The sequence below is a fragment of the Mucilaginibacter daejeonensis genome, assembly GCF_020783335.1.
In the GTDB taxonomy this organism is placed as follows: domain Bacteria; phylum Bacteroidota; class Bacteroidia; order Sphingobacteriales; family Sphingobacteriaceae; genus Mucilaginibacter; species Mucilaginibacter daejeonensis.
The window spans coordinates 973,080-992,355 of sequence record NZ_CP086068.1; the positions used below are offsets into that span (position 1 = coordinate 973,080).

15 protein-coding genes and 1 riboswitch are annotated in these 19,276 nt (G+C 47.7%); of the genes, 4 read left to right on the forward strand and 11 right to left on the reverse strand.

Translation table 11 applies throughout. From position 1 onward, the window contains the following. Positions 1–35: 35 nt before the first annotated feature. The 5 genes from LLH06_RS04275 to LLH06_RS04295 form a co-directional block, all read right to left on the reverse strand. Entirely contained in the window at positions 36–1,271 is a 1,236-nt protein-coding gene (locus LLH06_RS04275) for a DUF4374 domain-containing protein (RefSeq protein ID WP_228172027.1), read from the reverse strand. 37 nt (positions 1,272–1,308) lie between these two features. Beyond that, the gene (locus LLH06_RS04280) at positions 1,309–3,714 is read right to left on the reverse strand and encodes a TonB-dependent receptor (protein ID WP_228172028.1); all 2,406 of its coding nucleotides are present in this window, start codon (positions 3,712–3,714) and stop codon (positions 1,309–1,311) included. Between the two features lie 94 nt (positions 3,715–3,808). After that, positions 3,809–4,477 (reverse strand): hypothetical protein, encoded by a 669-nt coding sequence (locus LLH06_RS04285; RefSeq protein WP_228172029.1) that lies wholly within the window; start codon positions 4,475–4,477, stop codon positions 3,809–3,811. 72 nt (positions 4,478–4,549) lie between these two features. Next, positions 4,550–5,059 carry an RNA polymerase sigma-70 factor gene (locus LLH06_RS04290; protein ID WP_228172030.1) on the reverse strand — a complete coding sequence of 170 codons (510 nt, stop codon included), beginning with the start codon at positions 5,057–5,059 and terminating at the stop codon, positions 4,550–4,552. A gap of 503 nt (positions 5,060–5,562) precedes the next feature. Beyond that, positions 5,563–6,024 carry an Lrp/AsnC family transcriptional regulator gene (locus LLH06_RS04295; RefSeq protein ID WP_228172031.1) on the reverse strand — a complete coding sequence of 154 codons (462 nt, stop codon included), beginning with the start codon at positions 6,022–6,024 and terminating at the stop codon, positions 5,563–5,565. A 171-nt stretch (positions 6,025–6,195) separates the two neighbouring features. Beyond that, a riboswitch (cobalamin riboswitch) is annotated at positions 6,196–6,380 on the forward strand. Positions 6,381–6,560: 180 nt separating this feature from the next. On the opposite strand from LLH06_RS04295, the gene metE reads away from it, so the two are divergent. Beyond that, on the forward strand, positions 6,561–8,867 hold the full coding sequence (gene metE, locus LLH06_RS04300) for a 5-methyltetrahydropteroyltriglutamate--homocysteine S-methyltransferase (protein ID WP_228172032.1): 2,307 nt from the start codon (positions 6,561–6,563) through the stop codon (positions 8,865–8,867). A 192-nt stretch (positions 8,868–9,059) separates the two neighbouring features. Here metE and LLH06_RS04305 read toward each other — a convergent pair whose 3' ends face one another. The 4 genes from LLH06_RS04305 to LLH06_RS04320 form a co-directional block, all read right to left on the reverse strand. Beyond that, positions 9,060–9,668 carry an alpha-ketoglutarate-dependent dioxygenase AlkB family protein gene (locus LLH06_RS04305; RefSeq protein WP_228172033.1) on the reverse strand — a complete coding sequence of 203 codons (609 nt, stop codon included), beginning with the start codon at positions 9,666–9,668 and terminating at the stop codon, positions 9,060–9,062. A gap of 1 nt (position 9,669) precedes the next feature. Continuing rightward, positions 9,670–9,948, reverse strand: coding sequence for a hypothetical protein (locus LLH06_RS04310; protein ID WP_228172034.1), 279 nt, complete (start codon positions 9,946–9,948; stop codon positions 9,670–9,672). A gap of 154 nt (positions 9,949–10,102) precedes the next feature. Next, positions 10,103–11,812, reverse strand: coding sequence for a glycoside hydrolase family 15 protein (locus LLH06_RS04315; protein ID WP_228172035.1), 1,710 nt, complete (start codon positions 11,810–11,812; stop codon positions 10,103–10,105). A 67-nt stretch (positions 11,813–11,879) separates the two neighbouring features. After that, complete coding sequence (locus tag LLH06_RS04320) at positions 11,880–12,776, reverse strand: SDR family oxidoreductase (RefSeq protein WP_228172036.1); 897 nt, start codon at positions 12,774–12,776, stop codon at positions 11,880–11,882. Positions 12,777–12,952: 176 nt separating this feature from the next. Here LLH06_RS04320 and LLH06_RS04325 point away from each other — a divergent pair, with 176 nt between their 5' ends. The 3 genes from LLH06_RS04325 (at position 12,953) to LLH06_RS04335 (ending at position 15,791) form a co-directional block, all read left to right on the forward strand. Further along, a complete protein-coding gene (locus LLH06_RS04325) occupies positions 12,953–13,825 on the forward strand; it encodes a PepSY-associated TM helix domain-containing protein (protein WP_228172037.1) in 873 nt (290 codons plus the stop codon). Positions 13,826–13,965: 140 nt separating this feature from the next. Then, the gene (locus tag LLH06_RS04330) at positions 13,966–14,760 is read left to right on the forward strand and encodes a helix-turn-helix domain-containing protein (protein ID WP_228172038.1); all 795 of its coding nucleotides are present in this window, start codon (positions 13,966–13,968) and stop codon (positions 14,758–14,760) included. Positions 14,761–14,819: 59 nt separating this feature from the next. Continuing rightward, entirely contained in the window at positions 14,820–15,791 is a 972-nt protein-coding gene (locus tag LLH06_RS04335) for an FAD-dependent monooxygenase (RefSeq protein WP_228172039.1), read from the forward strand. Positions 15,792–15,920: 129 nt separating this feature from the next. Here the strand turns inward: LLH06_RS04335 and LLH06_RS04340 are convergent, their stop codons facing one another. Together LLH06_RS04340 and LLH06_RS04345 are read right to left on the reverse strand one after the other, a co-directional pair. Beyond that, entirely contained in the window at positions 15,921–17,837 is a 1,917-nt protein-coding gene (locus LLH06_RS04340; protein WP_228172040.1) for a redoxin family protein, read from the reverse strand. Positions 17,838–17,845: 8 nt separating this feature from the next. Beyond that, positions 17,846–19,261, reverse strand: a complete 1,416-nt coding sequence (locus tag LLH06_RS04345; RefSeq protein WP_228172041.1) for a RagB/SusD family nutrient uptake outer membrane protein — start codon at positions 19,259–19,261, stop codon at positions 17,846–17,848. Between the last annotated feature and the right edge of the window lie 15 nt (positions 19,262–19,276).

The following is a 19,276-nucleotide window of genomic DNA, read 5'->3' on the forward strand; positions in this document are numbered from 1 at the left end:
ACGCCAGCGGCCGTCATATCGATCTGGTGAGTTTTTTATTTGGCAGGGTGCGGCGCTATCAGCTGTATGCTTACAGAACCTCCGTCGTTAAGCGCTAAGCCTTTTTTGAAGGCCCCATTGCTTGGGTCGACCTCGTATATGGCCGACTCACCTCCGATGGGCGATATGCTGGTGTAATACTTGCCGTTGTATACCAATGGAATACGCACCATAGCTACCGGGCTAAGCGGTGTATTGATCAGTGTTGCTGTCTTGTTACGCAGGTCAAGTTTCACTAACTGGCCAACGTTCTTCAAACGATCAGCTACTGATGTCATCAATTCCTCATACTGTACGGTGCCTATAGCAACTCCGTTGCTTACGTAATTGATGCCCATTAAGCACGCTTGTTTGCCAAGTGGGGTGGTCACATCCAGGAAATAATCCGGATCGAATTCAGCAGCACCTTTTTTGATCCTTACCACGCCCGACTTGCCGCCTGTTCCGGTCCAGAACTTGCCGGCGCTGGCCACAAAATAGTGGTCGCCGTTCTCGTCAGTGGTCAATGATGACAGGTAATCATAACCGATGCCGGCAGCCGTTGCGTTGGTTTTAATGATACGCATGTTGGTCATGGCCGGGTAATCATACACAAGTGCCCTCACGCCATCCACGTCATATGAAGCCGTTGCACTGTTATAGAAATAGCCACCAACAATGAACTTGCCGTTATCAACAAATCCGCGGCCTGCCGCATACTGCACGCTTGGCTTTGCTGCATCATAAGGTACGGTCATGGTGCCTTTTGCTTCCACTTTGAAGTCGTTGAGGCTTATGCGCGCCCAGCCGATCGTTCCGTTGTTAGCAGCAAGAGCACCCAGAACGAGCATGGTATTGTCGTCTACGATATTGAGTGACTGAAAATAATTAGGAACCACGCCATCCGTCAGGATGTAGGCTTTTTCTTTGAGGCTACCGTCGGCGCCCATTTCGTATTGGATGAAACGTTTCAACACAATGTTCATCACGTAAGCATACTGCTTGTGCCATATATAACGTGAACCGTTGGTCTCTATACCTTTACCCTTAAAGGTGAGTGAGCCGCTGGTCAGTGCTGGTACCGAAGCCACGTACTGGCCATCACCGGTCCAGCCAGCTATGGTAAAGGCCTGAGCGGTAGGCTCGATCTGCGGTTCGTTACTGCTGTTTTTGCTACATGAGGTGCAAGCCACGATAAAGAGTGCCAGGCCAGCAACGGCTGTCAGTGATGATCTTTTTAAAAAATTACGCATGGAGGTTTTCTGTTTATATAATGAATTAATGGATCAGTTACTTAAGGATGTATCGTAGTTTGAGGCTAAAGAACCTGCCAGGTTTCTGAAGCAGGAAATTGTCATAGACCTGCTTGTCCAAAATGTTACGGCACACAAGATTGATGCTATAGCGGCCCTGGAAGAATGCATAGCTCAGGCCAGCGTCCTGCACGAATTGCGATGGTATGAAGAACTTACTATCAGAGGCGCCAAGACTTGGCCAACCGAGGTAATAGCGCTGTACAAAGTGTGTATTGGTATAAAACGTAAACCTATTTTTCATCTGCAGTGCCTGGTCCAGGTAGAAGCGTACCTCGCCGTTGGCCATGAGGTAAGGTATGTTACGAAGGCGATCGTTGTATACAATGCTGGCCGCGCCATTAGGATCCAACTGCTGCTTGTTACGGATATCCTGATAGGTCGCGTTCGCCGCTGCTTCCAACCAGCTATTATGCTGGTAATTGAACTCTATCTCGGCACCCATCGTGCGTATGCGGTCCAAGTTCTCGTACCTGGCAGTGCCCATCAGGTCCGGTTCACCCAGCCAGATCAGGTTACGGGTATCCCTAAAAAAGGTACCCACCGAAGCCTGCAATCGGCGTGTACCCCAGGCGAACGACCGGTGCAGCGATAAATTGATATTGGTACTCTGTTCGGGTTTAAGTGAAGAGGAATTGAGTATAGTGCTGCCATCACCCAGTAACTCGATCGCGTCAGGCAAGCGGCTAGTATTCTCGGCAGAGAATTTAAGCATGTTGTGTTCACCTAAGAGCAATTTACCAGCATAGCCAAAGCCCCAGGCATTATCGCGTGTGTCGCGGTAAAAAAGCATTTTGCTTTGGCTGCCCTGATCATAATCATAAACCGAGGCTTTGGCTTGGTAACGGAAGTGTTTAATGAATATAGTGTTGGTCCATCTGTCGTTCAACACAACAGCTTCATACGATAGTCCGGCCACTTGCTTGTTCATGTCCTGGGGCAAACGGAAAGGGATCGCCCATTCAGCGGTCGATACCGCATCTGACCCCGAACGTGTGGTGCTATTTAAGGTGTAATTGAAGTTAAGATGCTGTCGGTCGGTCAACTGATATGACAGGTTCAGCCTGCCTAAGGTAGTGTTGTCTTTGAAAGTATAGATGGTCTTGGCCGGGTTGCGAATGCCCCCTAATTCGCCGTTGACCTGACCGCTAAATACCTCACCGTTCCATTTGTACTTGTACGAGCCGGTATCTATCGTTGTGCCGTTAAGCCTGTTAAAGGCGGCATACATATCCACCGTAAGGCGTGGTGTAATAAATCCACGCTTGCTGTAACGCAGTGAAGGCATAAGGAGATCTTCGCGGTAGCGTACATCACCGTAAACGTATGCCATAGTGCGGCCTGTTTGTATGCCCCGGTGCTGATCAGCTTTGGTGATGCTGATCAGTAACTGATCGGCCCACTTCACGTTAGTGAAACCTGCGTCAGCTTTTATGGTATAAGCGCGATAATCGTCATTGAATCGCCTGAACCTTGGGAAACCGGGAATAGGACGGCCATCCTCACCGGCCACTTCAACGGTAGGTCCCCATACCTGGTAATTATTGTCGGAATAATTGTAGAAAGAATTGGTTTGTAGCGTAAAGCCTGAACGATGGCGCCATCTACCCGATACCGCTGTGCGGTTGGTATTGAATGATCCATAGCTATGTGACAGGTCCAGATAATTTTGAACATCCCGGCGGGTCACCAGGTTTATGGCTCCTCCTAACGCATCACCGCCTAACTCGACCGGTGTAACGCCTTTGTACACCTCAATGCGGTCGATCACGTTAGCCGAAAAATTGTTAATGCTGAACGAACGGCCAAAGCTCTCCATCGGTATGCCATCCACAAAGAACCTGACGGCCTTACCTGACAGACCGTGAATGGAATGATTGAACTCCGACCCCAAGCCGCCGCTTTCCTGTACGCGGATGCCTGCCTGACCATCCATTAACCGATTGATATCAATGTCACGGTCGGCGATCTTTTTTACGTCCAGAACCGTGACCGCATAAGGTTGCAGGCGTGTTGCCTGGGCAGCGGTCTGGCCGGTAACGCTGACGGTCTGCAGGTCGTGTGACCGTTCGCTGAGCATAATGGCCAACTGGTGCGGATGTCCACTTTGTATCAGGACATTTTGCTCGGTGGTCTTAAAGCCGGTCATTGAAACCGAGAGTTGATATTTACCAGGTGAAATGTATACGATCTTAAAAGCCCCGTGCTGATCGGTCAGGGTCTGTTTCCCTGATCCGTGGAGCCTTACGGTAGCGCCGATGAGGGCGTTGCCTGCACTATCGGTCACTTTACCGCTGAGGGCCGGCAGTGAAGGGGTTTGGGCGAAGGCACAGGAAAGTATGGCCAATAAAATGGCCGTTAAGAAAATCTTCTTAAATTGCATGGCTGTTCTTGTTTCTACGAACGGGGGCAGTAAACCTGCATCTATGCAGTCAGGTTACGTAGTTCCAGCTACGTAACCATTTTACTTATTTATATCATAAACTGAACCGCTGGTGCAGTCTGGCACTGAACGGTCCCGGTAACCCATCATTTAATTCATCTGTTGTAGCTGCTATTACGTTATATTCATCATCGGTCATGGCCAGATAGGTCTGTCCTTTTCGGATGATCAGTTCATCTGAAAATGCTTTGCCACGATCAGCGATGGCCTGGTGTATGTGCAGGTCGCTGTTCGAACGGGAATGATTGGCAACGGAGATCGCTCCGCAGAAGCTCACGTCACTTTCTTTTTTCCAATACGAAATGACCACATCACAACGGCTTCCAGGCTCGATCACATAAGTGAGTTCACCAAGGGTCTTTTTAATAGGCTGATGACCGGTCACATTGCTAATGGTCACATGCTGATCAAGCATTGAACTATTTCCAAATATCGCCCATGACACCAATAGCAGAAGCGACGCAGCAATGGCATAACTGCCCTTGCGTGATCGGTCCATCGCCGTTGCTAAATACCTGCTTTTAAAGATCGTGCGCCTTTGTATGTGTTGCCACATTTGGGTTTTGAACACTTGTTCATCGTTCAAGATAGTTGGCGGCAGCTCAGTATGGTCATGCTCGGCAAGCCACTGTTCAACTGCTACACGTTCACCTGTTGTGAGGTCGTCATGTGCATATCTTCGCAGTAGGTCCGGGGTGATCATGCTCTTCTTTTAAGGCCTTTTAATAGTATGTTGCACTTATACCTCGCAACCCTACATCAAAAAATGAAATTTTTAGGAACGGAATATTTTGAGCTTGTTCCGGATAGCAGATAGTGCCCGCGTCATGTTCGCTTCCACCGCTTTCTCGCTGATCACCAGCTGTGCAGCGATCGACCGGTTGTCTAACCCTATTTCACGTCTCATCAGGTAAACCTCACGGCATCGGTCGGGCAACACATCAACAGCATTATTCAGTGCACCAATGACCTCCTTAAAAAATAAGGATCGTTCGGTGTTGTTGTACTGGGTGTGTTGTTGCTGTTCTTGATAGGATATATGTTTTTTTATGACCGCTTGTTTGCGATAATATTCGATCGCTTTTAGTTTAAGTGCCCGATGAAGATAATGCTGTATGGAAGTATGAATGACCAGCCGGTCGCGGTTTTCCCATATACCGATAAAAATGTCCTGTACAAGGCCTTTAGCCACCTCTTCATTATCAGTATAGCGTTTGCCTGCCACGTACAACTCATGCCAGAACTGCTCATAAACTTGCGTGAAGCTTTGTTCATTAATGATCATATCGGAGGGCTTGGACACTAAACTATTTTTTTGACAAATATAGTTTATTTAGACTTATTACAAATAGAGTTGTGCTTTTAGTCTGGATCGTATCGGCCAAATAACTATTATCTATCAAAACTAAAGTAGCAGGGGGTGACACTAATTCGATCATGAAGCATTCAAGACAACATAAGATAGGTGTTCTTGAAATAGAGTTTCAAGAGACCTTATCCACCCGATAACAGTACGCCAGATATCGTATGTGAACAATGGTCGTCCGGCGGCTATACTACACCACTCCGGTTTATTAACGGTAAGTTAGGTCAGTAGCTCCTGAATAGAGTTTGGGTATCTTATTGTGTAAAAAAAGGAATAGCAATACGCGTGATCCCGCGTTCGTGCGTTGATTGATACGCTTTGTTGGTCTGGCTTGGCACCGCTTTCTTAGACGAGCTGATCATTCGATCGCCTGAGGTCGATGAGTTAACTAATACAGCGGAGCCATCCTGATCTGATCACATTCAGATGCTGATGTTATATAGATTCTTGATCTCTGCCATTACGAAGGTGCTGTGCGTGCTCCCTATGCTTTTTACCGATCCCAGTTTATTGAAAACGAAGTCCTGGTAATGCTTCATGCTTTTGGCAAAAACTTTCAGAATAAAGTCGTACTCACCTGACACGTTATAGCATTCTACGATCTCGTCGATATTCATGATGTCTTTCACAAGATTGTGGCCTATGTTCCGGTCATGTTGCTTCAGCTTGATATTACAAAAGACGATGAACCCCTGGCTGAACTTTTCGTGATCCAGCAGCGCTATGTACTTCTTGATATAGCCATTGTTCTCCAATCGTCTCACCCGCTGAAGAACCGGGGTGGGGGATAGGTTCACCTGCACAGCCAGGTCCTTAACGGTTTGTTTGGAGTTGTTCCCAAGTATCCTCAGCAACCGCAGATCCGTTTCATCAAGCTCTTCCATAGCATATTTCGCTTTTGAAGTTGCTAATATAATGTCCTTTTAGCATTACTGACTAATAATACCTGGTATGATAGCGATTATAGCTTATATTTTATCTGAACGTAGCTTTAGATGTGGTAAAATTATCTTTGTGAAGAATAAATGCAACCCACTTGGGCCGAAGTTCTTTATATACTTAAGATCAGAATAGGTCTCACTTAGCTGTGAATTAATAGGGAATCGTGTGCAAATCACGAACTGTCGCGCAACTGTAAGTAACATGCATAGGCTCTCATCCACGCGCTCCACTGCCAAAAGCGGGAAGGACGATGAGAACTGTTACAAGTCAGGATACCTGCCTTTTCTGTATTGACGATGCTTTCGCGATAAGGAGCTGAGGTCAGATCAATGTACGTTATGCGAGGTCACCCGAACTCATTAGGTTCGCTGTGTCCTGTTCGCATCTGCGTGCATCTCTCGCCAATACTCATTTGCACTGCATTTCTGGATATCGAAGAGCTTTTTAAGGATCATTGAACATTTAAAAAGTTTAGAACATGCTAACGCAAAATCTCGGCTACCCGCGTATCGGTAGCCAAAGACAATTAAAAAAAGCCTGCGAAAGGTATTGGGCAGGTAAGATCACCGCCGATGAATTGAACGAGGTAGCTCGTAAGATCAAGCAGGAGAACTGGCAGACCCAGGTGGACGCCGGAATAGACCTGATCCCTTGCAACGATTTCAGCTTTTACGATCAGGTACTGGACATGAGCCTGTTGCTTGGAGTTATCCCTAATAGGTATACGCCGGTACTCACAGAAGTGAACACCAATCAAGAGATCGACCTGTATTTTGCGATGGCGCGGGGTTATCAAAAAGATGGACTTGATATCACCGCTATGGAAATGACCAAATGGTTAGATACCAATTACCATTACCTTGTACCTGAATTTACCGCTAAGCAACAGTTCAAGATATTTTCTGAGAAAGTATTTGGCGAGTATGATACTGCAAAGATCCAGTTAGGGGCAAAGGCTAAACCGGTATTGCTTGGGCCGGTGAGCTATCTTTTATCAGGCAAAGAAAAAGAGGAAGGCTTTGAGCGGATCGACCTTATCAAAAGCTTGATACCGGTTTATGTAGAGATCATTAACCGCCTGAAACAACAAGGTGCTACCTGGATACAATTGGATGAGCCATACCTGGCACTTGACCTGTCTAAAAAGGAAAAAGAGGCGTTCGAGTACGCTTACCGGGCCATTGCCAACCGTGTAAGCGGTGTAAAGATCATTGTGGCCACCTATTTTGAAGGAACGTTGGACAATACGCAACTTGCTGTTAATTTGCCTGTGGCGGCACTACACATCGATCTGGTTCGGGCACCTGAACAACTGGAAGAGGTATTAGCGCTGATACCGCCTCACCTCCAATTGTCGTTAGGCGTGGTGGATGGGCGTAATGTTTGGAAGAATGACTATGAACGGTCATTAGAGCTCATCAGCAAAGCGGTAGCCAAATTAGGTACCGACCGGGTGATCATTGCGCCTTCATGCTCGTTATTACACTCGCCGATCGACCTTGACGGCGAAACCGCTATCGACCCTGAGATCAGGAACTGGATGGCTTTTGCCAAACAGAAACTGAACGAGGTTGCCGATCTGAAGCGAATAGCCGAAGGTGATAAAGCATTATTGGCTTTTAACAAAACGGCCAAAGAAAGCCGCCGTACATCAAATAAAGTACATAAGCAAGATGTGAAAGACCGTGTGGCCGCGATCACCGAAGCTGATGCTACCCGCAAAAGTACCTTCCCTTTGCGTCAGCAATTACACCGCGATCGTTTCAAATTACCTGCATTCCCAACCACCACTATCGGTTCGTTCCCGCAAACGGATGATATTCGCCAATTGCGTGCCCAACTCAAGAAAGGCGAACTGACATTTGAGCAGTATGAAAAAGCGATCGAAGATGCGACCGTCGAAGTGATCCGCTGGCAGGAAGAAATCGGTATCGATGTACTGGTACACGGTGAGTTCGAACGCAACGACATGGTTGAATATTTTGGCGAACAACTTGATGGTTTCCTGTTCACCGCAAATGGCTGGGTACAAAGCTATGGCAGCCGCTGTGTGAAACCGCCAGTGATCTACGGTGATGTTAGCCGGCCGAAGGATATGACCGTGCGTTGGATCAGCTTTGCTGCTGCACGAACAGATAAACTGATGAAAGGAATGCTGACCGGACCGGTCACCATATCGCAATGGTCGTTCGTGCGCGATGACCAGCCACGTCAAGTGACCACTGATCAGATCGCTTTAGCTATACGTGATGAGGTATTAGCTTTGGAGAAAGCGGGCATTGCTATCATACAGATCGACGAGGCCGCCATTCGTGAAGGATTGCCATTACGCAAGGCCAAGCACCCGCACTATCTCGATCGGGCGGTTAGAGCGTTCCGTGTAACGGCAAGCGGTGTTGAAGACAGGACGCAGATACACACGCACATGTGCTACAGCGAGTTCAATAACATTATCGAGCATATCGCTGCGATGGATGCTGATGTGATCACCATCGAGACCTCGCGTTCGCAAATGGAGCTACTGCAAGCGTTCGCTCATTTTGAGTATCCGAACGAGATAGGCCCCGGCATTTATGACATCCATTCGCCACGCGTGCCGACCACCGAAGAAATGGTCACCTTATTAGTGAAAGCAGCCGAACTGTTGCCCGCTGAGCATTTATGGGTGAACCCGGACTGCGGATTAAAGACCAGAAAATGGCCTGAAACAAAAGCCGCCCTGGAGAACATGGTAGCTGCAGCCAAAGAAGCAAGAGAGCGGATCAGTGTGGAAGGGATCGTTTAGTACATAATATTTAACGGCATCGCTATGAGATACTGCGGATGGGCCCGTCCGCAGTATCCTCTATTTTTTGCCCGGCATGCATCGTTGATATGTGTCGCCAATAAAATGAATGTATTCGTGGCTTTATGATCTGTCGTGGCCAAAGTGCTCGTGTCTTTGAAGATCACTTCGGTCTTGAATATATCTCTGTGGTCATTTCACCACCCTGAAGGTCAGGTTCACTCTTGGCCCCATCGGCCTGCTCGACTTAGCTATCCGGTGTTCCCAATTTTCCTGTAGACCCGCCTTCATCAGCAGGAACGAGCCATGTTCTAATTTAACGGAATAATGTTCCTGATGATCCTGCTTGTTGCGGATATCAAAGCTGCGAACCTGGCCAAAAGAAACGGAAGCAATGATCGGGTCCTTACCTAAAACCTCTTCCTTATCGCTGTGCCAGGCCACCGAGTCATTCCCGTTGCGGTAATAATTCAATAACACGCTGTTGAATTCGACGCCCGCAAGCGGCTCTACCAGATCTTTGATCATAAGGAGTTCCGGTGTCCACGTCAAGGGAACGGATCTTATTAAGGACTGATAATCATAAGAGGTTGGGTCGCCATACCAGGCCGTGAGCCGTGGCGTGACCACCTCTTTGGTATACATCGTCCTGATCTGCTGGGTCCAGGGCGTGTGAGCAATGAAATGCTCTAATGATCGCTGCCCCGCGAACGGTTCGATAAATTTGGGGAAGTACTCCAGATACTGCGTTGGCAAACCCCTGCTTTGCCCGGCTTCGGGAAATAATGCAAGTTGTTCCATCCTACTTTTTTTCTGCTATGCCCATGATCAGCCTGGCCACCTGTTCCTGCTGGTCTACGGTCAGTTGGTCGCCGTCATATATCCAAAAGCCGTTCGCATCGAACAATATCCTGCCCAGACATTCAGAATACGCTTCATATGCCGTATAAAGAAGATAACACTGCACCCCAGTATGATCGTTGTCGGGCAGGATACGAATGACGTTGCTGCTTCCGTCCGGATATTTAAGCCACGCCTTCCTTTCTACTGTTAATAATTGCACCATTGTAGATCTCAACAAAGTGAAGCGACCTGATAAGTCGCTAATGCTAACAAATTTAGCATTATTTTTTTTACTTCGTTCAGTGCAAGCTTAAAAATTGGCGATCTGTAGGGTAACAAATGAATGAGCTTAGTATCGATCGTTCGTCCATGAATGATGATGACCGGATGGATCATTGAGCTGAGTCGGTCAAGCCATTCACCGCGCAAATGAAGGAAGAGTGTACAAAGGTTTGAGGGAAATTGCCAAGCATCGTATGGTCATTCATATCGAATTCTTCGCTTAAGTAACCGAGGTCGTTAGCGCAGCCTTGTACGCACTCAAGAATGGATCTGGCTTTCGTAACATTACCCGCTAAGGCATAATGATGCGCCATCCAACAGCTTGCAGCTAAAAATACGCCCTCCTTCTGCGAATCGAACTCGAGCAAATGCCGGCGATACAGACCGTTATCGCAATAATGTTCTTCTATAGCAGCAACGGTCTTTTGCATATAATTGCTGTTCGCGTTATCGAAACCGAACGGCGCGAACAGCGCGCAGGCGATATCCACATCTTCAGAACCAGCATGTACCGCGTAGGCGCCGTAGCTGGTCAGGCAATTTTCCTTAATAAAGTTCCGTATAAGTCCGGCATTATGTAACCAACGATCTGCTGTCTCTTTATTTTCTTGGTATGGTGCCATCACCTCTAAGGCACGTGCAGCCAATGCTTTGCTCGAGGTATAATGCTGGACTTGTTCTTCTTCCCATATACCATTGTCTTTCCGTTCCCAATTTTTGCATATAAGATCAGCTATGGCTTCCACTGTTTCCCACTCGGGCCGTTCACCTGTTTTAGCATAAATGGCGCCGCATGCCAGTAAAATGCTGGCCTCAGCATCAAGCTGGAACTGATCCGCAGCAGTATTGCCTTCCATTAATGGGCGGCTTTGCTTATATCCGGCTAGAGGCAAATTCCGGTTGTTTTTTACGATGGAGCCATCGATACTATAAAAACAGGAAACGTGAGATCGATCATTCTTTTTCATGGCTCCGGAAACGAACGACATGAATGCACGCTCCACTTGTCCGTCGGTTTTGAGCCCTACCAGTGACGAAGTGATCAGCGCTGCATCCCTCATCCATACAAAACGGTAGTCGTAATTGCGCTCACCACCGATCACCTCAGGAAGACCTGTAGTAGGCGCGGCAATGATACCGCCTGTCGGCTCGTAAACCATCTGCTGTAATGCCCGTAAAGAATTTTGTACTTGCTCCTGAAAAGGTCCATGGTGGTCAATGTGTTCTGCTATCCTTTCCCAGCCACGTAGCGTGGTCCTTAATGCATCTTCCAAGATATCTTCGTCAAATACCGGGCTATCGATCAATGCTATCCATGAAGGGTCGCCGGTTGGGATCTGGAAATTGATCGTTTCGCCTTTTAATTGAAGCGGATGGGAGCAATGAAGCCACATACCCTCAGTGGGCAACTCGATGATGAATGGTGATATGCTTTCCAAAGTCACCGAATCCGATCCATAGTCGGCTGCCAGCCTAAGCTCACCAAATACCGTATCCGGCGCAGCAGAGATCTTGCGGCATATGCCTCTAAAATTCATGCCTACCGGCATAAGATCTGTTAGTTCAAGTATCTCTTCCTCGACATGAAAATAGGTTTGAAGCACACTGCTTCGGCCGATAAATCTTCTTTTTACGAATGCCTGGCGCTCACATCCCATCTGCCAGTAGCCACCTTTTTGTTCATCGATCAGGGAAGACAGAACAGCAGCGCGGTCAAAAGCACCGGGGCAATACCAGCTGATCGTTCCATCTTTATCCAGCAGGGCACAGGTATGTCTGTCGCTGATCACTGCCAGCGAAGAGATATCGGGTTGTTTCATTTCTTAACGGCTAAAATAAAGCCGGACAGTGTATACTGCCCGGCATGCATCGGGGATTAAAGGTCAATTATGGATGGCCATTGCCGCCTGCTGCACCATATACCTGGCCGGTAGCGTAGCTTGCATCAGCATCAGCCAGTTGCACAAATATGGATGCCAGCTCTGCCGGTTGTCCAGGGCGACCTAACGGGGTCACTGAACCAAATTTTTCGATGGCGTCCTGTGGTTGACCACCACTTACCTGCAAAGGTGTCCATACCGGGCCGGGCGCTACGCCATTCACACGGATCCCTTTGGAACCTAATTGCTTGGCTAATGATTTGACATAGGCCACGTTGGCCGCTTTGGTTTGGGCATAATCAAATAAGTTCTCTGATGGGTCATATGCCTGCACAGAAGTAGTGGCGATGATGGCCGAACCCTCAGGCAGGTGTGGCAGCGCCGCTTTGGTGATCCAGAAAGGTGCGTATATGTTAGTTTTAATGGTCGCATCAAAACCATCTTCTGTGATATCCAATATGGAGTCAATAGCTTGCTGACGACCAGCGTTATTCACTAATATATCCAGTCCGCCAAGTTTTTCAACTGCAGTTGCTACCAATGTTTTGCAAAATTCAGGCTCGGTTATGTCACCTGGAATGGCATATCCTTTTCGTCCTGCTGCTTCGATCAGCGCGATTACTTCATCAGCATCCGCTTGCTCTTCAGGTAAGTAATTGATGGCCACGTCGGCGCCTTCGCGCGCATAAGCGATAGCTGTGGCACGGCCGATACCGGAGTCGCCACCGGTGATCAGTGCTTTTCTTCCCTGCAAGCGGCCAGAACCTTTATAGCTTTCTTCGCCATGGTCGGGCAGCGGTTTCATTTTTGAAGCCAGCCCAGGTGCTTCTTGAGGTTGTCTTTCAAAAGGTGGGGCAGGATACTTACCTGCCGGGTTCTCTAATTTTTTCGTGGTCTCTGACATGTTTTTCTTTATAGATAAATTTTGATGTTTTAAGGCAACACGTTTCAATTGCTAATTGTTGGGCTGGGTGCCGGAATATTTAAACACATGACTGATGCCCGGATTCCTGCTGTTATTGATCTTGTTGAACCTCAGAGGTCATGGTCGTGATCACTCGATCGAAATAATAGGATTGCATGACCACAGGGTTTTGGAATGGTCAATGTTTATGGCAAGAACTTATACTGGAACATCAACCAGTACTTAGAATATTCGATAATATTTGTAGCAAGATCAGTAAAGTTGTCATCAAAAATTACAACGATGCCAACATGCACGTCATCCTCGAATCCAAGCCGGATCCTAAGGCAAGCTTCGGCGGTTCAGGAAAGGTCATTTACCGTGTCCGCGATCAGCAGGTCGTTTTGGAAAAGTCGCCGGTCAAAAGTTCCGGCTACGTGGAGCAGGTCAAAAGTGCGATCTATCATCTTCACTTCGGTGATCTCGGCGGGAGGCCGTTACGAGTGATCTATTTCGTATTGGGAACCATGGGTTGCCTGGTGATCATTTCCGGGATATTGATCTGGCTCGTAGCGCGCGACAAAAGCAACGTTGCACCCCATAAGCGAGCGTTCAATTTATGGACAGCAAACATATTCATGGCGAGTTGCCTAAGTATGCTACCGGTCACAGCCTTTACAATGATCAGTTTAAAATTCATCGCCAAACCAACGCAAGCAGATATCTATCACCTTTACTTTTATGCGTGGCTGGTGCTGTCGGTCTATTTTATCGTCAGAAAAAAACTCAATATCACGAATAACCAAACGCTTGTCCTGTCTGCTGTGCTTTGTATGGCGGTACCTATAGTGGACGGTATCACATGCGGGAATTGGTTCTGGCACACATTCTCTATCGGCGCATCAGATATCCTGTTCATCGATGTGTTGTTTTGCTCTTTATCACTGCTATGTATCGTAGTGCTCGTAAAAATGAAAGCTCATCAAGCGAAGGGTGGTAGTTTGGCCGATAGAATGATCACTGCAAAACCTGCAAATGTTCCCGCTTAAATGATGACAGCCTGGATAAATACTTACATAAAGACAATCCTTGTAGCGTCATATGTCCCTGGTTGTTTCTTCTGGTGATTTTTTGATGCCTTAAGTTGCCTGATCGATCTGCCAAGCCAGCTGAACAGTATCTTTGAAATATGGCTCAAAGATCTGTCATTCCGGTAAGTAAGTTTGGAAATGAACCTGTAAGTATCGAACGGTTCTCGTTCAGCGACCTACCTGAGCTGGGCGACTGGCAGCAACCTGAGCGCCATGACCGGCACAGCTTTTTCTTGATGGAACAAGGGACCGTTACGTTGGAGATCGATTTTACGAAGTCCGAGGTGGTGGCACCGGCGGTGGTGTATATGCATCCTGACCAGGTCCACCGCATTTTAGCGTTCAGCCATGTGCAGGCAGTGGCTTGGGCCTTAACCGATGAGCAGTTGGGTACGGGCTATTTGAACCAGCTGCAAAGTGCCGCACCGGAGTTTTTAGATGAGGCCAGCTTTGACTTGATGCAGCAATTAGCAGAAGTGTGCTTGAAAATGAAAGAACCTGCTTTGAAGCCAGCTTTGCTTGCTTTGGTGTCTTTGGTAATAGAAAAGCTCAGTGCCAAGCAGGCAAGCGGTCGGTTTGAGGTGATCACCCACTCTTTCAGGAAGGCTTTGGAGAGTCATTATCTGACCGCAAAACGACCGGCTGACTATGCGTCCTTTTTGAATATTTCAGTAGCTTACTTGAACGAATGTGTTAAGAACACTACAGGCTTATCAGTGTCGCATCATATTCAGCAAAGAGTGATCTTGGAGGCCAAACGCCTGCTGGTACATTCGGACCTGTCCGTCAAGGAGATCGCCTCGTATTTAGGTTATGATGATCATCCATACTTTGTGCGCTTATTTGCCAAAGTGGCCGGTAAAAGTGCACTTGCATTCAAAAACCGCGATTAGTCCAACAGTATCTTGTCTGCGGTCTGTTACGAGCAAAGTATGTATCTCATCTTTGTCACATGAGAACAGCATTGATCGCAGGCGCCAGTTTTGCAGGGCTTTGTACCGCTTACTGGCTCAAACAATTAAATTACGAAGTTACCGTAGTGGAGATCAGTAAAGATCTGAAACGAGGGGGCACACCCGTTAACATTATGGGCGATACCATTAACATCATGAAGCAGATGGGTTTGTTCGAAAAGATCAAAGAACAGGCTCTACCTATGAGGGGAATGAGCTTTGTGAACAGTGCCGGTGATATCGTTGGCACCATGCCTCGCGATGAGAATGAAGAGTACGAGATAGAGCGCGATACATTGCTAGAGATGCTTTATGACCTTGTGAGATCCGATGTCAGGTTCGGCACCAGTGTCAATGATATGGGTAGCGCTTATGATCTGATCGTTGGGTGCGATGGTTTACATTCCGCCGTACGTAAAAGATATTTTGGTCCGGAGAGCGACTATGTCAAATACTTGGGCGTTCACTTTTCCATCAGCATTGTGCCCGAATTGTTGATCCCAGAATTTACGACCGAGATGTACCAGGAATCCGGCAAAACCATTATGCTCAACGCCTATAATGGCAAGACCGACATCTGCTTTTGCTTTCGTTCAAACGAGATCGCTTATGATCACCGCAATGAGGCACAGATGCGCGAACTTATTAAACAGGCATTCACAAATGTTGGCTGGCGTAGCCAGGAACTGCTGGTACGTATAGAGCAGGCAGAAAGCTTTTATTTTGATAAACTTTGCCAAACCCACATGCCGAGCTGGAGCAAAGGTAATGTGGTATTGGTTGGTGATGCCGCTTATTGTCCGTCGCCCGCTGCAGGGCGTGGTGGCTCGCTGGCTATTGACGGTGCATACGCGCTGTACCAGGCTTTACTCAAAAATGACCTCAACAGTTATGAAAACTTCCGCCCATTCATTGATCGGATCCAAGCAGACGTATTAGAAGATGGCTTACCAATGCTTGTCAGGCTTTAAATTCTTAAGCGAGCTGCGAAGCTATGAGGCAAGCGTTATTTCAGGCGAGATAGGCCATCTCTTGCAACGACCTGGTCACTACCGTTGCAAGAGATGGTTATTGTGGTCTTAAATCTTTCTGGTCAAAGATCACTGTAGTAATACGTCTATCTCGGCAGTTAATTTACGCTCTAAGATCTCGCCTTCAAAGCCGATGGTCCTGAACTGCATCTTGCCATTTTTATCAAGTACCGCCAGCGTTGGAATAACGGTAAACCCTACCTTTTCGCCAATGTCCGGGTCACCGTTGTAGTACAGCGGAAAGGTGTAACGACCGTTCTTTAGCGCCCATTTACGTGCGTCCTCAAGCGTATTGCGTGCACCGCTGTTGATCACCATAAAAACTACATCTGGGTTGTCTTTGTAACGCTCATACACTTTTTGCAGGTAAGGCAACTCTTCCATACAGGGTACGCACCATGTGGCCCAAAAGTCCATAACAACGATCTTTCCCTTTATCTTATCCGGGTCAAGAGGGGTGCCCTTAAGGTCAACGATCTTCAGCAATTCCGGACCTTTCAGGTTCAGCATCTGCTTTTTTACCAATGCTATCATTTGCCTTGCCTGTATCTCTGATAACTCTCGCAGCTTTTCAGTGTAACCGTTGTCTGAGCCTTTATAAGCGATGTAGGTTCTCCTTGCGCCGGCAAGTGAGGCGCTGTCTCCCGGCTCCTTGAGCAGTATACGCCAGTAGGCCTGGTGTGCCTTCTCATTCTCCTCCTGCTGGGCAAGAACGTAGGCTACATTAGTCAGCGTCACCTTATCGTCAGACGCTGCTGCTGCCTCGGCGTCCTTTTTTGCCTGTGCTGTTTGACCTTTGTATTGGTAGTTGACCGCCATGAGCGACAGAAGCTGGGCTTTCACCATACCGATCTGTTTTGCCCTTACACTATCAGCAACGTAACCCGGGATATACCCATATTCAGGAAAGAACCTTATGATGCCCACCGGATACTGGTCGGCTATCTGCATTGCCTCCCTGGCGTACTTTAGTGCGGTATCCGGAGCAAGGTGGTTCTGGGTGAGTGTTTCAGCGATACTCTTAAGCGTACGGGCCCGGTAAGGACTTGTATCTCTGGCGAGGATACGTGCATTGGCCAGCGCTTCGGCCGGTCGCTTTTGTGCGGCATAAAGCTCAAATAACTGGTCATGCATAGCAGATCTGCCTTCACCACTTTTGCGGCCACCTGTTCTGATCCCGTTCTCCAAGGCAGTTATTCTTTTGAGTGTATCCTTTTCTTTAGCGAGCGCCGATGAAAGGAAATCTTTTGCAGCGTCAGAGTTGGGGTATTTTTGCATGATCACCTGATGAACGGAGTCCACGCGGCTGGTCTCACCTAAAATAAGATAACCCATGGTGACCGAGTTCAAGTTCCCCATTACCGTAGGTGCCTGATCCATTCTATTTTTGATGAAACGGTGCGCCATGGTAAGTAGTTTTCCTTTCTCAGCAGGTGTTTTGGCACTGGCGATCTCGCTTGCGTATAAACGAACCTGAGCCTCATAATTGTCCGGATAGTTCTGTAGTTCGCGCTCGTACAACTCTTTTTGTAAGGCCGGTAGGTTGGCGGATCGTCCCATTTGTGCGCTCAGGCTATAGGCCTCATGCAGGTAACCGCTTTTTACCCGTTTATCTCCATTGTAAATGATGATCTCAAAATGTTTGCTATCTGAAGGTTTGTCCTTCACATCACCGCTTTCCAGGTAAAAGGTAGCATAAGTAGCATAGCGGGGTACTTTGAACTTCGCCGTCCATACGCCATTGACCTTTTGCATAGGCAGGCGGTAGGGCAATTCGTAAAAAGTAGAGTAAGTAAACACCAAGGTCAATTCATTGATATTGGCCGGGATCTTACTCCCGGCCTCACCAGCATGATAGGTCACAATGATCTCATCGCCGCGTTTAGGTCTTTGCGGCGTAATATTTACTGCTTGCTGCGCAACGGCAGAGCCGGCTTCTGTAAATAGCAGCAGTGAGACCATCAAATATTTTAATAGATACTTCATAATGATCTTTAGTTATAGCCAGGGTTCTGTACAAGGTTAGGGTTGGTCACCAGCGCCTGCGTTGGTATAGGCCAAAGCTTGGCGGTTGGCTTCCATGCCGTTTTGATAGCTGGTAGAACATCGTCGGCCCGGCTCTTGCTGGCGTCGCCGCTGGTACTTTTCCAGCGCTTCAGGTCAAACCAGCGGTGTCCCCACTCCGTGAAAAGTTCCAACCTTCGCTCTTTCTCGATCGCAAGCATCACTGCTCCCATATCACCCAACGCAGGAAGGTTTCCAAGTCCTGCACGCTGACGAATGATGTTAAGATCGCTTACTGCATCGCTTAATTTATTTTGCTGAGCACGTGCTTCAGCACGGATCAGATATTGCTCTGCCAGTCGTAACACCATAGAATACTCAGTGACCGGTGTACCCACCCTCACCTTGTATTTAAAGGGGTAGTTGTACACCAAGCCAGCAGCGGTCGTATACTTGGCAACCCAGTTAGCCCGGCGTTTGTCGTCCGCTTCAAAAGCATCTTCCAAGCCCGTGGTGCCCTTGGTCAATCGATAAAGAGGCGTTGCGGTAGATATGATCGTATTGCCCTCGAACGTATTCCGATTCGCGCCTGTATTGACCACCTGTAATTGCCAAATGGCTTCCTGGCTGTTCTTCAGAAATACGTTATTCATTTCTGCAGTAGGCAGTAATTTGTAGGTGGTGTTGCTGATCACTTCGGTCGCTTGGGCCTCGGCGGCAGTAAAGTTTCCTGTATACAAGTATGCGCGCGCCAGTAACGCCGTTGCCACCGCTTTATTAGGCCGGGTGCGTTCGGTGTTGCCCGGGTAAGCCGTTGCTAGTAATTTCTTCGCAGCTTCAAGGTCGGCAATGATACTTTTGTAAACCTCCGCAGCAGCGGTACGCGGCTTGTTGGTGTTCGCCAATACATCCGTGTCGGTGATCAACGGTACATCGCCGAACATATTGACCAGATAAAAATGGCAGAATGCCCGTACGAATAGCGACTCACCCATCAACTGATCTTTGATGGCGGGTGTTAAGGTCGTTGATGCGCTAAGCCCCTGATAACATGCGTTAGCCCTGTAGATATAATCATATGGCTGTGACCACAGGGTGTTGACATAAGTATTGCCAGGCAATACAGCGTTGTTCTTGAATTCGTCAAAGGCGGCGAACACGGCCGAGTAAGCAAAATCATCAGCTGCCATAGACCCCATGAAAGTGGTCAGTACGTTAGCAAAATAATAGTTGGACTCGTTCATGCTACTGTAAATGCCGATAACAGCAGCGGTAGCCGTATTATCATTCAGGAACACGCTGGAAGCGACCAGCTGATCTTTAGGATCTTCGATCTCCACATATTTTTTGCACGACGTAAGCAGCGTTAACAACAGTATAGTTATAGTGAGATATGTAGCTTTCATGTTGATCTTGTTAAG